This window comes from Rothia sp. 27098_8_161 (genome assembly GCF_041432905.1).
GTDB lineage: Bacteria > Actinomycetota > Actinomycetes > Actinomycetales > Micrococcaceae > Rothia.
Window position 1 is genome coordinate 20,454 of record NZ_JAPWAL010000012.1, and the last position, 16,350, is coordinate 36,803.

General features: G+C 56.3%; 7 protein-coding genes. All 7 read left to right on the forward strand.

The window, feature by feature from the left end:
- The first annotated feature begins 20 nt into the window (after positions 1–20).
- The 7 genes from narI to O3648_RS05540 all read left to right on the forward strand — a co-directional run bounded on the left by narI (position 21) and on the right by O3648_RS05540 (position 16,076).
- Positions 21–854 carry a respiratory nitrate reductase subunit gamma gene (narI, locus tag O3648_RS05510; RefSeq protein WP_049327557.1) on the forward strand — a complete coding sequence of 278 codons (834 nt, stop codon included), beginning with the start codon at positions 21–23 and terminating at the stop codon, positions 852–854.
- Between the two features lie 30 nt (positions 855–884).
- Positions 885–2,114 carry a nitrate/nitrite transporter gene (locus tag O3648_RS05515; protein WP_371539831.1) on the forward strand — a complete coding sequence of 410 codons (1,230 nt, stop codon included), beginning with the start codon at positions 885–887 and terminating at the stop codon, positions 2,112–2,114.
- A gap of 284 nt (positions 2,115–2,398) precedes the next feature.
- Entirely contained in the window at positions 2,399–5,239 is a 2,841-nt protein-coding gene (gene gcvP / locus O3648_RS05520) for an aminomethyl-transferring glycine dehydrogenase (protein WP_371568988.1), read from the forward strand.
- A 171-nt stretch (positions 5,240–5,410) separates the two neighbouring features.
- Positions 5,411–6,529: a glycine cleavage system aminomethyltransferase GcvT gene (gene gcvT / locus O3648_RS05525; protein WP_279789288.1), complete on the forward strand. Its 1,119-nt coding sequence runs from the start codon at positions 5,411–5,413 to the stop codon at positions 6,527–6,529.
- A gap of 273 nt (positions 6,530–6,802) precedes the next feature.
- Positions 6,803–8,299, forward strand: a complete 1,497-nt coding sequence (locus tag O3648_RS05530) for an L-serine ammonia-lyase (protein ID WP_279741299.1) — start codon at positions 6,803–6,805, stop codon at positions 8,297–8,299.
- A 257-nt stretch (positions 8,300–8,556) separates the two neighbouring features.
- The gene (gene rpoB / locus O3648_RS05535) at positions 8,557–12,063 is read left to right on the forward strand and encodes a DNA-directed RNA polymerase subunit beta (RefSeq protein WP_279741297.1); all 3,507 of its coding nucleotides are present in this window, start codon (positions 8,557–8,559) and stop codon (positions 12,061–12,063) included.
- Between the two features lie 110 nt (positions 12,064–12,173).
- The gene (locus O3648_RS05540) at positions 12,174–16,076 is read left to right on the forward strand and encodes a DNA-directed RNA polymerase subunit beta' (protein ID WP_371568990.1); all 3,903 of its coding nucleotides are present in this window, start codon (positions 12,174–12,176) and stop codon (positions 16,074–16,076) included.
- Positions 16,077–16,350 lie beyond the last annotated feature (274 nt).

Below are 16,350 nucleotides of genomic sequence, written 5' to 3' on the forward strand. Positions count from 1 at the left end.
CCCTTGTGAGGAGACAACACGTGTACGTACTTGCTTCTGAGAACGCAGGACATGCTGCACAGGCTGTAGTCGATCCGGGTATTGTTGACATCCTGCTGTGGGGCGTTCTGCCCTATGTTGCACTGGTCGTTCTGATTGGTGGCACCATTTGGCGTTACCGTACTGACCAGTTCGGATGGACTACCCGCTCGTCCCAGGTCTATGAATCGAAGCTGTTGCGCATCGCTTCGCCCCTGTTCCATTACGGTCTTGCGGCCGTTTTCCTTGGCCACGTTGGTGGTCTGGTGGTGCCTAAGGCATTCACCGACCTGGTCGTTTCGGAAGACACTTACCACATTGTGGCGCTGGTTGGCGGTTCTGTTGCTGCGGTCGCAACCATTGTTGGTATGTTCGTTCTGATTGGTCGCCGCGCTTCGAACTCTCGTGTGCGTTCGGCTACCACTCGTAATGACGTTTTCATGTATGTCGTTTTGGTTCTGGTGATTCTCGCCGGTACTGCGGCTACTCTAATTTCGGCAGTGAACCCCTCGGGTGGTTTGCCTCCGGTGAATGGTCACGAGGTTCACTTCAACTACCGTGAGACCATTTCTGTGTGGTTCCGTTCGCTGTTCTACTTCCACCCTGAGGTGGCTCTGATGGTGAATATTCCTGTGGCTTTCAAGATTCACATTGTGGTGGCTATGGTTCTGTTCATCATTTGGCCGTTTACCCGCCTGGTGCATGCACTGACTGTGCCCCTGCACTACCTCTTCCGCCCCTACACCGTGTACCGCTCTCGTGGTGGCCAGCGTGTTGGTGCACGTCGAGGTTGGGATCCGGTTGGTACTCTCCCGCGTGAGCGCGCCGACCGCTAATACACATATCCATATTGCAAAAGAGGAAATATGAGCACCCCTGCTGCACCGAGCTACGACCTGAAGAATGGTCAGCTCCGTAACGTTCTGCTTGCAACCTTCGCCTCTACCATTGGTTTCTGGGCATGGACCATCGTTGGCCCGCTGGCCAAGATGTACGCGAAGCAGATGCACCTGGACGCTGGTATGACCAGCCTCCTGGTGGCTATGCCGATTTTCATCGGCGCTATCGGCCGTATTCCCGTCGGCGGTCTGACTGACCGTTACGGTGGTCGTATTATGTTCACCATTGTTCTGGCTGTCAGCGCACCGCTGGTTCTGCTGGTGGGCGTGGCTGGTCAGATGAACTCTCTGCCCATGCTGCTGATTGTCTCCTTCTTCCTGGGTATTGCGGGTACCGTGTTCGCTATAGGTATTCCCTTCAGCTCGGCATGGTATGACGCATCGAAGAAGGGCTTCGCAACCGGCGTGTTCGGTGCAGGCATGGTGGGTACCGCGGTTTCCGCATTCGCTACCCCCCGCCTGGTGCAGGGTATCGGTTACTTCCCGACTCACATCCTGATTGCTGTGATTTGTGCAGTAACCGCCGTGATTTCTTTCGTGTTCCTGAAGGATTCCCCGGCAACCATTGGCCGTGAGGTCACCCCGCTGATGCCGAAGATTATTCGCGCATTCAAGGTGAAGACCACTTGGCAACTCTGCTTCCTCTACGCAGTTGTGTTCGGTGCCTTCGTGGCATTCTCGAACTACCTGCCCACTTACCTGAGCAACATCTACCACTTCGACGCTAATGACGCTGGTCTGCGTGCGGCTGGCTTTACCGCTGCCGCTGTGGTGGCTCGTCCCTTCGGTGGTGTTCTGGCTGATAAGTTCGGTCCGAAGATTATCTCCCTCATCTCCCTGGGCGGTGTGGTGATTCTGGCAGTTATTACCGCATTCCAGCCTAATGCTGAGCACGTGTACGGTGCTGTCTTCATCCTGATGGGTGCTCTGCTGGGTCTGGGCCACGGCTCGGTCTTCGGCTGGTTGGGTCGCGTTGCTGACCCGAAGAACGTTGGTGCGGTGTCCGGTGTGATTGCTGCTACTGGCGCGCTGGGTGGCTTCTTCCCGCCGCTGGTGATGGGTGCAACCTACAACCAGGAGCACAACAACTACTTCATCGGTCTGATGCTGCTGGCCGTGACCGCGTTCCTCGCCTTCCTGTCGGTATTCCTCGTGCCGCACGGTGGCAAGCCGGATCACGCTAAGCACGCTAAGTAGGTTCTTCTAGTACATCCTTCTGCAGGGTGTATATGAAGTTTGCTTTGACTGAGTCCGGCTCGTTTTCTCTTCGGAGAGGACGAGCCGGGCTTTGTGCTTTTCTACTGTTTTTCGTCTAACAGGGGTGAGCTTTGTCGGGGCAGAAGAGTCTGATGTTTGGGCATGTCAAATGTTGGTAAAGCTAGCGAAACTTTGCGGAGATGTGGGACACTTAAAGCGTTCGACTCGTCGCAATAGCGCGACGTGACCCCTCTACGGTTTGCGCCGACCAATAGGAGAATCCTATGTCCTTTATTGATCGTCATCTCGGCCCCCGTTCCGCAGACGCAGAGCAGATGCTCGAAACCCTGGGATACTCTTCCCTGGATGCGCTGATGGACGCTGTCGTCCCCTCCCAGATTCGCCTTGACGGCGAATTGCAGCTGCCTGCTCCGCTGTCGGAGCATGAGGCTCAGGCAAAGATTGCCGGCTATGCTGCGAAGAATAAGGTTCTCGCCCAGATGATTGGTGCCGGATACTACGATGCAGTAACTCCCGCGGTTCTGCGCCGTAACATTCTGGAAAACCCCGGTTTCTACACTTCTTACACCCCGTACCAGGCTGAGATTTCTCAGGGCCGTCTGGAGGCTCTGCTGAACTTCCAGAACACCGTGATGGAGCTGACCGGCCTGGAGATTGCAAACTCCTCCCTGCTGGATGAGGCATCCGCAGTAGCTGAGGCAGCTGTCATGATGCACCGTGCGAACCGCAAGGTGAAGAATGGCTTCTTCGCGATTGACTCCCGTTGCCTGCCTCAGGTTATTTCGGTGACTCGTGGCCGTGCAGAGATGCTCGGCATTCCCTTCGTCATTACTGATTTCTCTGAGGGTCTGCCCGAGGGCGACCTGTACGGTATCGTCCTGGCGTACCCCGGCAATGAAGGCGATATTCGCGATATTGAGCCGCTGATTAAGGCCGCTAAGGAGCGTAACGCCCTGGTCACTGTGGTCGCTGACCTGTTGGCTCTGACCCTGCTGAAGTCTCCGGGTGAGCTGGGTGCTGATATCGCTGTGGGTAACACTCAGCGTTTCGGTCTGCCCTTCTTCTTCGGTGGCCCCCACGCTGCGTACATGGCTGTTCACAAGGGCATGGAGCGTACCATGCCTGGCCGTCTGGTGGGTGTTTCTAAGGACTCTGCCGGTAAGCCTGCGTACCGTCTGGCTCTGCAGACTCGTGAGCAGCACATTCGCCGTGAGAAGGCTACTTCCAATATTTGTACTGCTCAGGCTCTGCTGGCGATTGTTGCTGGTGCTTACGCGATGTACCACGGTCCTGAGGGTCTGCGCGCTATCGCGAACCGCTTGCACACCAACGCCGCTCGTGTTGCTACCGCGCTGAAGGCTGCGGGCTACGGTATCGCTCACGATACTTTCTTCGACACCGTCGTGGTGGAGGCTGCTGGCCGTGCCGATGAGCTGGTTGCGAAGGCTCTGGAAGCTGGCGTGAACATCCGCCGCTTCGACGAGAACCGTGTTGGTATCTCTGTGGGTGAGTCTCACGGTGAGGAACTGCTCAAGAGCCTGGTTGAGGCTCTGGGCGGCACCCTGGGCGAGGCAGATGCACAGTATGATCTGCCCGCTGAGCTGCTGCGTACCGATGACTACATGCAGCACCCGATTTTCCACAAGTACCGTTCTGAGACCGAGATGATGCGCTACCTGCGTCACCTCGCTGATAAGGACCTGGCGCTTGACCGCACCATGATTCCGCTGGGTTCGTGCACCATGAAGCTGAATGCAGCGGCTGAGATGGAGCCTATCTCCTGGCCTGAGTTCGCAAACATTCACCCGCTGGTCCCGGAGGACCAGGCAGAGGGCTGGCACGAGTTGATTAAGGACCTGAGCGAGTGGCTGGTTGCTATTACCGGTTATGATGCTATCTCCTTGCAGCCGAACTCGGGTGCAACCGGTGAGTACGCTGGTCTGCGCGCTATCCGTTCCTTCCACGAGGCTAATGGTGACCACGAGCGTGACACTGTACTGATTCCGCTGTCTGCTCACGGTACCAACGCAGCATCTGCCGCTCTGGCTGGTCTGAAGGTTGCCGGTGTGGCAACTGCGGCTGACGGTTCGATTGATGTTGACGACCTGAAGGTAAAGATTGAGAAGTACGGCCCCAAGGTTGCCGGCATCATGATTACCTACCCCTCTACCCACGGTGTGTTTGAGGAGCAGGTTGCTGAGGTCTGCCAGTTGGTTCACGAGGCAGGTGGCCAGGTATACCTGGATGGTGCGAACCTGAACGCTCAGATGGGCTTCGCTCAGCCCGGTAAGTTTGGTGGCGATGTTTCGCACCTGAACCTGCACAAGACCTTCTCCATTCCTCATGGTGGTGGCGGCCCCGGTGTGGGCCCTCTGGCTGTTCGTGACCACTTGGCGAAGTTCCTGCCCGGTGACGCATACCATGCTGATGCTGAGGGTAAGCTCCCCAATGACGTTGCACTGCCGATTTCGCAGGCGTTCTTCGGTTCTGCAGGCGTTCTGCCGATTAGCTGGATGTACATTGCGATGACTGGTGCTCAGGGTCTGAAGGACTCTTCGCAGTACGCGGTTCTGAACGCTAACTACATTGCGAAGAAGCTCAATGACAAGTACCCGGTGCTGTACACCGGCCCCGGCGGTCTGGTCGCTCACGAGTGCATCCTGGACTTGCGTCAGCTGACCGATCAGACTCACGTGACAGCTGAGGATGTCTGCAAGCGTCTGATGGACTTCGGCTTCCACGCTCCGACCCTGGCGTTCCCGGTTCCGGGCACCCTGATGGTTGAGCCGACTGAGTCTGAGTCGAAGGAAGAATTGGACCGCTTTATTGAGGCAATGGAGACCATCTACGACGAGATCATCGAGGTGGCTGAGGGTAAGGTCGCTGTGGAGGATTCGGTTCTGCGCAACGCACCGCACACCGTTGATGTGGTGAGTGCCGATGAGTGGGATCGCCGCTACAGCCGTACCCAGGCAGCTTTCCCGGTCCCGAGTCTGCGTGCTAATAAGTACTTCACTTCGGTGGGTCGTATCGACGGCGCTGGCGGTGACCGTAACTTCGTGTGCGAATGCCCCCCGATGGAGGCTTTCGACCTGGAAGCATAAGGAGCCTATAACGCTCCTGGGTAGACTGTAGCGGTCTACCTGCCTCACCCGTTCTCAGATTTCTGGGGCGGGTGGGGGTCGCCTCCGCAGCGTATCTCGTGTCTGTGGGGGTGAATGAAATCTATGACGATTGAACGATAACAGCACAAGGCTGTGCGTGAGGAGAATCTAATGTCCCCTAAGAAGACCTCTCTGTACTCTGTCCACGAGAAGCTTGGTGCTTCTTTCACCGACTTTGGCGGCTGGGATATGCCCCTGAAGTACGCTAATGACGTTGCTGAGCATGAGGCTGTCCGTACTAGTGCCGGTATTTTCGACTTGTCTCATATGGGTGAGTTCCGCGTGACCGGTCCGGATGCGGGCGCGTTCCTGGATTACGCTCTGGTGTCGAATATGTCCATCCTGAAGGTTGGTAAGGCAAAGTACTCGATCCTGGTCAACGACAAGGGCGGCGTGATTGACGACCTGATTACTTACCGTCTGGGCGATGAAGAGTTCCTAGTTGTTCCGAATGCTTCGAATATTGAGACTGACTTTGCGGCGATGAGCGAGCGCCTGGGTGATTTCAATGTTGAGTTTGTGAATGAGTCGGAGCAGACTTCTCTGGTGGCTGTTCAGGGTCCTCGTGCTGAGGAGATTCTGCTGGCTGCTGGCGTGTCTGATGATGAGGCTGTCCGTGAGCTGAAGTACTACGCTTCGGTACCGCTGACTGTTGCCGGCGTTGATGTTTTGCTGGCTCGTACCGGTTACACCGGTGAGGATGGCTTCGAGCTGTTCGTTCCGAATGAGAACGCTGTTGAGCTGTGGGATAAGCTGGCTGCTGCTGGTGAGCCTTTCGGTATGATTCCTGCCGGTCTGGCTTCTCGTGACTCCCTGCGTCTTGAGGCTGGTATGCCGCTGTACGGTCACGAGCTGGGTCTTGAGATTACTCCGTTTGAGTCCGGTTTGGGCCGCCTGGTTGAGATTGCTCTGGAGAAGAAGGCTACTAACTTTGTGGGTCGTGAAGCTCTGACTGAGTTGGCTAAGAATGAGTCGAAGCGTATCCTGGTTGGTCTGAAGGCTCAGGCGAAACGTCCTGCTCGTGCCGGTTCTAAGCTGGTGGACGCTGAAGGTAATGAGATTGGTGAGGTTACCTCCGGTATTCCTTCCCCGACTTTGGGTTTCCCGATTGCTATGGCACTGGTGAACCGTGAGTTCTCTGAGGTTGGCTCTACTGTGGATGTTGATATCCGCGGTAAGCGTGCTCCGTTTGATGTTGTGGCTCTGCCGTTCTACAAGCGTGAGAAGTAAGAGTTTTTCTGCAGATAATCTGTAGGGGAGAGGCGTCGTGCCCTGTGTAGGCACGGCGCCTTTTATTCGATGTGCTGCGGTGCTGAGTGGTGGGGGAGTGTCGAGGTGTTCTAGGCCTTAGTTTGTGATGGTTCTGAAGTGCGTTAGGATTAGAGCGGTCAGTCAAGGGTGATTGTCCGCGCGTAGAGACCGCAGATTGATGTGTGCTTCCTCTGTTGAGGTGCACGTATCTTTTGGTGCGGTGCACAGACATTTTTATTTGAAGGACAGAACATGGCTATTAACCAGAGTGCACCCAGCAGTGCCCAGAAGAAGGCAGAGGCTCTGCCGTACGACATCAGTGTTTTTGAGATGTTCAGCATTGGTGTGGGTCCTTCGAGCTCACATACCGTGGGGCCGATGCGCGCTTCGAACCGTTTTGTGGCGGAGCTGATTGATGAGGGCATGCTGGACTGTGTAACGGGCGTACATGTTGACCTGTATGGTTCGTTGGCGGCTACGGGCGCTGGTCACGGCACGATGAGCGCTGTGTTGAAGGGTTTGTGCGGTTTTGTTCCGGAGACGATTAATATCGCTGATTCTGAGGCGATGATTGAGCGTAATAGTGTGGACGGCACGTTGCCTCTGGCAGGTTACCCCTCCTCTGCTTATGGTGTGACTGCGCCTGGTGGCGAGGAGCAGAAGGTGTATGGTCCGGTGGTGAAGTACCGTGAGCTGGATATGACTCTGCGTCCGCTGACGGTTCTTCCGCGCCATACGAACGGCATGAAGATCGCGGCGTTTGCGGGTGAGCAGCTGCTGTTGGAGCGTACCTACTATTCCATTGGTGGCGGCTTCATTGTTGAGGGTGATGAGGAGGCGACCGGTGGTGCGTCGCTGATGAACCCTCCGTATCCGTTCGGTTCGGCTACTGAGCTGCTGGAGATGGCGAATGAGGCTGGGTTGTCGATTGCGCAGTTGAAAATGGCGAATGAGTGTTCTTTGCGTTCTGAGCAAGAGGTCCGCGATGGCATCTTGCATATCTACCGTGTGATGAAGGAGTGCATTGGCTCTTCTCTGGCACGTGTGGGGTATTTGCCGGGCCCGCTGAAGGTGCGTTGCCGTGCGGGTGCGTGGCATCGCGATTTGATGGTGGAGGATCCTTCGAAGTCTCCTGAGTTCGCTATTGACTGGGTGAATCTGATTGCTTTGGCGGTCAATGAGGAGAACGCTTTTGGTGGTCGTGTGGTGACCGCTCCGACGAATGGTGCTGCGGGCATTATTCCGGCGGTGTTGCATTATGCGATGAACTACACGCAGGGTATTCGACATTGCGGTCAGGCTGCTCGTGATCAGGCGGTTGTTGATTTCTTCTTGGCTTCTTCTGCTGTGGGTGTGCTGTATAAGAAGCGTGCGTCGATTTCTGGTGCTGAGGTTGGTTGCCAGGGTGAGGTGGGTAGTGCCTCCTCGATGGCTGCTGCCGGTTTGGCACAGGTGATGGGTGGTACTCCTGAGCAGGTTGAGAATGCTGCTGAGATTGCGATGGAACACAACTTGGGTCTGACCTGTGACCCGGTGGGTGGTTTGGTGCAGATCCCTTGTATTGAGCGTAATGCGATGGCGGCGTCGAATGCAGTGACGGCTGCACGTATGGCGTTGCGTGGTGATGGTACGCACCGTGTGTCGTTGGATCAGGTGATTGAGACGATGCGTCAGACCGGTTTGGATATGTCTCACCGTTACAAGGAGACGTCTATGGGCGGTTTGGCGGTGAATGTAGTGGAATGCTAGGTGCATGCCGTGGCAGGTTTGCACTCCTGATGCGGGTGTGGTAGACAGATGGGCTTTCTTCCTGTATTGTTAGTATTTACGCTTTCCCTAACCTTTGTGCCTTCATATAGCGGTGGGCACGGGCTGAAGGTGACGTTTTTCCGTCCGACTCTATAGCTTCTAGCACCGTTTATATCGGGGGCTGAGGTTGTCGTGTCGCCGGTAATGTCGCCGGGAGGCTGATTGCTAACAGACATGTCTGTGGAAGGATCCCCATTTTGGTCGCTTCGAGCACCTCGAATCATGATGCCGCTAACGGTGCGGAGAACGTCTCCCGCCGAATTTCATTCGCGAAGATTAATGAACCACTGAAGGTTCCCAACCTGCTTGCTATCCAGACCGATAGCTTCGACCGCCTCGTGGGTAACGAGCGCTGGGTGGAGCGTCTGGAAAAAGCACAGGCTGCAGGTGACAATTCTGTCCCCGCTCAGTCCGGTCTGGCTGAGATTTTTGAAGAAATCTCCCCGATTCGTGACTTCCAGGAGACTATGCAGCTCTCCTTCTCTGAGCCTGAGTTTGCTGACCCCAAGTACTCTGTTGAGGAGTGCAAGGACCGCGACGCAACCTACTCGGCTCCGCTGTACATTAAGGCTGAATTCATGAACCTCGCTACTGGCGAGGTCAAGCAGCAGACCCTGTTCATGGGCGACTTCCCCCTGATGACCGAGGCTGGTACCTTCGTTATTAACGGTACTGAGCGTGTGGTCGTTTCTCAGCTGGTGCGTTCCCCCGGTGCTTACTTTGAGAAGGCTCCGGACCGTACCTCAGATAAGGACATTTACTCTGCCCGCGTGATTCCTTCCCGCGGTGCATGGTTCGAGCTTGAGATTGATAAGCGCGATCAGGTAGGCGTGCGTCTGGACCGTAAGCGTAAGCAGTCTGTGACTGTTCTGCTGAAGGCTCTGGGCTGGACCGAGTCTAAGATTCTGGCTGAGTTCGGGCAGTACGACTCCATCCGTGCAACCCTGGAGAAGGACTCCGTTAAGGACCGCGACGAGGCTCTGCTGGATATCTACCGCAAGCTGCGTCCGGGCGAACCCCCGACGGTTGAAGCGGCTCAGGGTCTGCTGGACAACATGTACTTCACCCCGCGCCGCTACGACCTGGCGAAGGTTGGTCGTTACAAGCTGAACCGTAAGCTCGGTGTGGACGTTCCCATGGATTCCCCCGAGGCTTCCGTTCTGAGCCAGGACGACATCGCTCAGATGATTCGTTACCTCTGCGCTCTGCACGCAGGTGAGACCACCATCCCCGGCGTCCGTGACGGCGAGGAAATCTCCCTCAAGATCGATATCGACGATATTGACCACTTCGGCAACCGCCGTATCCGCACCGTGGGTGAGCTTATTGAGAACCAGATCCGTACCGGTCTGTCTCGTATGGAGCGCGTGGTTCGTGAGCGCATGACCACCCAGGATGTGGACGCTATCACCCCGCAGTCCCTGGTGAACATCCGCCCCGTCGTGGCAGCTATCAAGGAGTTCTTCGGTACCTCTCAGCTGTCGCAGTTCATGGACCAGAACAACCCGCTGGCAGGTCTGACCCACAAGCGTCGTCTGTCCGCACTGGGCCCGGGCGGTCTGTCCCGTGACCGTGCAGGCATGGAAGTTCGAGACGTCCATCCCTCGCACTACGGTCGTATGTGCCCCATTGAAACTCCTGAAGGCCCGAACATTGGTCTGATTGGTTCGCTGGCAACCTACGGTCGTATCAACTCCTTCGGTTTCATTGAGACTCCCTACCGCGTGGTAACTGACGGCCGCGTGACCGACGAGGTCCGCTACCTAACCGCTGACGACGAGAAGTCCGTCGTTATCGCACAGGCAAACGCACCGCTGAACCCCGACCGCACCTTCGCTGAGAATGAGGTTCTCTGCCGTGCGGGTGACGGTTCTGGTGAAGCTGTTATGGTTGCTCCCGGCGCCGTGCAGTACATGGACGTTTCCCCGCGTCAGATGGTGTCTGTGGCTACCGCCCTGATTCCTTACCTGGAGCATGATGACGCTAACCGAGCACTGATGGGTGCTAACATGCAGCGTCAGGCTGTGCCCCTGCTGGAGTCTGAGGCTCCCGTGGTTGGTACCGGTATGGAGAAGTATGCAGCACTGGATTCCGGTGACTCTGTGCTCGCGAAGAAGCCCGGTGTGGTTTCCTCCGTTGACGCTAAGACCGTTATCGTCCGTAACGACGACGGCTCTGTCTCCACCTACCCGATTATGAAGTTCTCCCGTTCGAACCCGGGTAACTGCTACAACCAGCGCGTTGTGGTGAAGGAAGGCCAGCGCGTCGAATACCGCGACGTTATTGCTGACGGCCCCTCCACCGACGGTGGTGAGCTGGCACTGGGTAAGAACCTGCTCGTGGCATATATGCCGTGGGAAGGCCTGAACTACGAGGATGCGATCATCCTCTCCCAACGCATGGTTTCTGAGGACGTGCTGACCTCGATCCACATTGAGGAGCACGAGATCGACGCTCGCGACACCAAGCTGGGCCCCGAGGAGATTACCCGCGACATCCCGAACGTGTCCGAGGACGTTCTCTCGGCTCTGGACGAGCGCGGCATCATTCACATCGGTGCTGAAGTTGAGGCTGGCGACATCCTCGTTGGTAAGGTCACTCCTAAGGGCGAGACCGAGCTGACCCCCGAGGAGCGCCTGTTGCGCGCAATCTTCGGTGAGAAGTCTCGCGAGGTTCGTGACACCTCTCTGAAGGTCCCTCACGGCGAGTCCGGTACCGTCATTGGTATCCGCATCTTCGACCGCGAGAGCAATGATGAGGACGATCTGCCCCCGGGTGTGAACCAGCTGGTCCGTGTGTACGTGGCTCAGAAGCGTAAGATTACCGACGGCGACAAGCTTGCAGGCCGCCACGGTAACAAGGGTGTTATTTCCAAGATCCTTCCGATCGAGGATATGCCCTTCCTGGAAGACGGTACCCCCGTGGACGTTATCCTGAACCCGCTGGGTGTGCCCGGTCGTATGAACATTGGTCAGGTTCTGGAAGTCCACACCGGTTGGCTGGCTAAGCAGGGTTGGAAGATTGAAGGCGAGCCCGAGTGGCTCAAGCACATGCCGAACTTCCCGAAGGAATCCGGCCCGACCCGCCTGGCAACCCCGGTGTTTGACGGTGCCCACGAGGACGAGCTGTTTGACCTCATGGATCACTCAAACCCGAACCGCGATGGTGACCGTCTGATCAACCGCTCCGGTAAGGCACGTCTGATTGACGGCCGTTCCGGTGAGCCGTTCCCGGACCCGATTTCGGTTGGTTACCAGTACATCCTGAAGCTGCACCACCTGGTGGATGACAAGATTCACGCTCGTTCCACCGGTCCGTACTCGATGATTACCCAGCAGCCCCTGGGTGGTAAGGCGCAGTTCGGTGGTCAGCGCTTCGGTGAGATGGAAGTGTGGGCGCTGGAGGCATACGGCGCCGCATACACCCTGCAGGAAATCCTGACCGTCAAGTCCGATGACGTGGCGGGCCGTGTGAAGGTTTACGAGGCTATTGTGAAGGGCGAGAACATCCCTGAGCCGGGTATCCCCGAATCCTTCAAGGTTCTTATCAAGGAAATGCAGTCTCTGTGCCTGAACGTCGAGGTGCTCTCCACCGACGGCAAGACTATTGAGATGAGCGACTCGGAGGAAGAAGGCTTCCGGGCAGCAGAAGATATGGGCGTAAGCCTGACCCACGACGAGCCTAGCTCCGTCGACGAGGCATAAGCACCGCCTCCTTCTAGGGTGGGGAACCCCGTATGCGCTCGCGTGCGTTGTGGGGTTCCCACCCGCTAACCTAAGTCTTCAGAAACTTACAGAAAGAGATTAGGACCGATATGTCCAACGAATCTTCGCTTGGTTTGATGCGAATTGGCCTCGCCACCGCCGACGACATCCGTCGTTGGTCTTTTGGTGAGGTTAAGAAGCCCGAGACCATCAACTACCGTACCCTGAAGCCCGAAAAGGACGGTCTCTTCGACGAGCGTATCTTCGGCCCCACCAAGGACTGGGAGTGCTACTGCGGTAAGTATAAGCGCGTACGCTTCAAGGGCATTGTGTGTGAGCGCTGTGGTGTTGAGGTGACCCGCTCTAAGGTACGTCGTGAGCGTATGGGTCACATTGAGCTGGCTGCTCCTGTTACCCACATTTGGTACTTCAAGGGTGTTCCTTCCCGTCTGGGTTACCTGCTGGATCTGGCTCCGAAGGACCTGGAGAAGGTCATTTACTTCGCTGCGTACATGATCACTAAGGTTGATGAGGAAGCTCGTCACGAGGACCTGCCGATGCTGCAGGCTGCTCACGACCGCGAGAAGCAAGAGCTTGAGGCTGCTCTGAACGCTGATGTGAACGCTATTAGCCGTGAGGTTGAGGCGGAGCTGGCTCGTATTGAGGCAGAGGGCGGCAAGGCTGCTGAGAAGCGTAAGCTGCGTGATAACGCTGAGCGTCAGCTCGCGTCGGTGCGTAAGCGTTACGAGCGTGAGGCTGAGCACCTGGATCGTGTATGGGATCGCTTCAAGAACCTGAAGGTCGCTGACCTTGAGGGTGACGAGGCTCTGTACCGTTCCATGATTGATAAGTACGGCCTGTACTTTGAGGGTGCAATGGGCGCAGAGGCTATTAAGAAGCGTCTGGAGTCCTTCGACCTGGAGGCTGAGTCTGAGGCTCTGAAGGAGATCATTCAGACCGGTAAGGGTCAGAAGAAGACCCGCGCTCTGAAGCGTCTGAAGGTTGTTAACGCCTTCCTGACCACTAATAACTCCCCGCTGGGTATGGTCCTGGATGTTGTTCCGGTTATTCCGCCGGAACTGCGCCCGATGGTTCAGCTGGACGGTGGCCGCTTCGCGACTTCCGACCTGAACGACCTGTACCGTCGTGTGATTAACCGTAACAACCGTTTGAAGCGTCTGCTGGAGCTGGGTGCTCCCGAGATTATCGTGAACAACGAGAAGCGTATGCTGCAGGAAGCTGTGGACTCGCTGTTCGATAACGGTCGTCGTGGTCGCCCGGTGACCGGCCCCGGTAACCGCCCCCTGAAGTCTCTGTCTGACATGCTGAAGGGTAAGCAGGGTCGTTTCCGTCAGAACCTGCTCGGTAAGCGTGTTGATTACTCGGGTCGTTCCGTGATTGTGGTTGGTCCTCAGCTGCAGATGCACCAGTGTGGTCTGCCCAAGCAGATGGCACTGGAGCTGTTCAAACCCTTCGTTATGAAGCGTTTGGTGGAGCTGAGCCACGCTCAGAACATTAAGAGCGCTAAGCGTATGGTTGAGCGTTTCCGTCCGCAGGTTTGGGACGTTCTGGAAGAGATTATTGCTGAGCACCCGGTTCTGCTGAACCGTGCACCTACCCTGCACCGTCTCGGTATTCAGGCGTTTGAGCCGAAGCTGGTTGAGGGTAAGGCTATTCAGCTGCACCCGCTGGTTTGCTCCGCGTTCAACGCTGACTTCGATGGTGACCAGATGGCAGTTCACCTGCCGCTATCTCCCGAGGCTCAGGCTGAGGCTCGTATCCTTATGCTGTCCTCGAACAACATCCTGAAGCCTTCGGATGGCCGCCCTGTGGCTGTCCCTTCGCAGGATATGATCATTGGTCTGTACCACCTGACTAGCTCCCGCGACGGTCAGAAGAACGAGGGTCACGCATTCTCCTCGGTGGCTGAGGCTCTGATGGCGATGGATCGTCACGAGATTGAGCTGTACACCAAGGTGAAGATTCGCCTTGATGGTGACCAGTTCGTTGCCCCCGAGGATTGGGAAGCACCGGAGGGCTACCAGCCCGGCGATTCTGTGCTGCTGGACTGCACCGTTGGTCAGGTTCTGTTCAACCAGGCTCTGCCGAAGGATTACCCCTGGTTCTCTGGCGTGGCAGATAAGAAGGGCCTGGGTAGCCTGATTAATGATCTGGCTGAGCGTTACCCGATGGATGTTGTGGCTCGTGCGCTAGACAACCTGAAGAACTCCGGTTTCTACTGGGCTTCCCGTTCAGGCGTGACCGTGGCTGTTTCCGATATTGCTACTCCTTCTGAGAAGCCGGCAATTATGGAGCGCTACGAGAAGCAGGCTGCTGCAATTCAGGATGACTTCGAGATCGGTACCATCGATGACGAAGAGCGTCGTCAGGAATTGATCAAGGTTTGGACCGAGGCTACCGACGTGGTTGCAGAGGCTATGCGTGAGAACTTGAGCTCTCACGGTGGTCTGAACACTATTTACCGTATGGTGACCTCCGGTGCACGTGGTAACTGGATGCAGGTCCGTCAGATTGCGGGTATCCGTGGTCTGGTGTCGAACCCGAAGGGTGAGATTATGCCTCGCCCGATTAAGTCCTCGTACCGTGAAGGCCTGTCGGTTCTGGAGTACTTTATCGCAACCCACGGTGCACGTAAGGGTCTGGCTGATACCGCGCTGCGTACCGCTAACTCGGGTTACTTGACCCGTCGTTTGGTGGACGTTTCTCAGGATGTTATCGTTCGTGAGCACGACTGTGGCACCCGCCGTGGTCTGGTTCTGCCTCTGATTGATGAGGACGGCGGTCTGCACCCGGACGTCGAGACTTCGATTCACGGTCGTACCCTTGCGGTGGATGTGAAGGATGAGTCTGGTAACGTTCTGGCTGCCGCGGGTTCCGATGTCTCTGATGAGCTCATTGAGAAGCTCTTCAAGGCAGGCGTGAAGGAAGTTCGCGTCCGTTCGGTTCTGACCTGTGAGTCTGCTATTGGTGTGTGTGCACTGTGCTACGGTCGTTCGATGGCTTCGAACGTTCTGGTGGACATTGGTGAGGCTGTTGGTATTATTGCGGCTCAGTCGATTGGTGAGCCCGGTACCCAGCTGACCATGCGTACCTTCCACACCGGTGGTGTGGCTTCGGCTGATGATATTACTCAGGGTCTGCCCCGTATTCAGGAGCTGTTCGAGGCTCGTACTCCCAAGGGTGTTGCCCCGATTTCTGAGGTCTCCGGTCGCGTGACCATTGAGGATACCGAGAAGTCCTACAAGATTGTGGTGACCCCGGACGATGGTTCTGAGCCTCAGTCCTACACTGTTCTGCGTCGTGCGGCCTCTAAGCTGCAGAATGGCGACCACGTTCAGGTTGGCAATCAGCTGGCTACCGGTTCTGTTGATCCGAAGGAGGTTCTGCGTATTCGTGGTCCTCGTGAGGCTCAGAAGCACCTGGTGAGCGAGGTTCAGGGTGTGTACAAGTCGCAGGGTGTGGAAATCCACGACAAGCACGTTGAGGTTATTGTTCGCCAGATGCTGCGTCGCGTGACCGTGATTGAATCCGGTGATACCGATCTGCTGCCTGGTGAGCTGGTTGATAACATTGCTTTCCAGACTGCTAACCGTAAGGCACTGGTTGAGGGTAAGAAGCCCGCAGCTGGTCGTCCGGAAATGATGGGTATTACCAAGGCTTCGCTGGCTACCGAGTCCTGGCTGTCGGCGGCCTCCTTCCAGGAGACCACCCGCGTCCTGACTCAGGCTGCTATGGAAGCGAAGACTGACCCGCTGCTCGGCCTGAAGGAGAACGTGATTATCGGTAAGCTGGTTCCCGCCGGTACCGGTCTGGCACGTTACAACAATATTGAGGTTGAGCCCAGCGCTCAGGCTACTGCTGAGCGTATGCAGACTCTGGACACTTTCGGTGGTTACCAGAGTGCGTTCCAGATGGATAACGAGGTGTACACTTACGGCAACGGCGGCTTCATGGCTGTTTCGCTGGATGAGTACGGTCGTGGTCTGGACTAAGGCTGCTGCCGTGAGGGGCAGGTTGAGGGTTTAGACTCCCGGCCTGGTCTTCATTAGAAACGCGGATACTCGAGTTTGTCTCGGGTATCCGCGTTTTGTTTTATGAGGGGTGGAGGATTCTTTTAAGCGTGGCTATAATACTCTTTATCCTTCAATATGAGGTTGTATATTCTATGCCTAGTGGGTGAATTTATTTATAAAAATATTGAAGTGCATTATTTTTTATAATGGGAAAATTACTTGACTGCGCAAGAAATTAGGTGTCAGTCAAATA

Bases quoted from the DNA above. Each gene is read 5' to 3' on its own strand.
- O3648_RS05540 (WP_371568990.1), top strand. From the start codon at position 12,174: ATGTCCAACGAATCTTCGCTTGGTTTGATGCGAATTGGCCTCGCCACC.
- O3648_RS05515 (WP_371539831.1), top strand. From the start codon at position 885: ATGAGCACCCCTGCTGCACCGAGCTACGACCTGAAGAATGGTCAGCTC.
- gcvP (WP_371568988.1), top strand. From the start codon at position 2,399: ATGTCCTTTATTGATCGTCATCTCGGCCCCCGTTCCGCAGACGCAGAG.
- O3648_RS05530 (WP_279741299.1), top strand. From the start codon at position 6,803: ATGGCTATTAACCAGAGTGCACCCAGCAGTGCCCAGAAGAAGGCAGAG.
- gcvT (WP_279789288.1), top strand. From the start codon at position 5,411: ATGTCCCCTAAGAAGACCTCTCTGTACTCTGTCCACGAGAAGCTTGGT.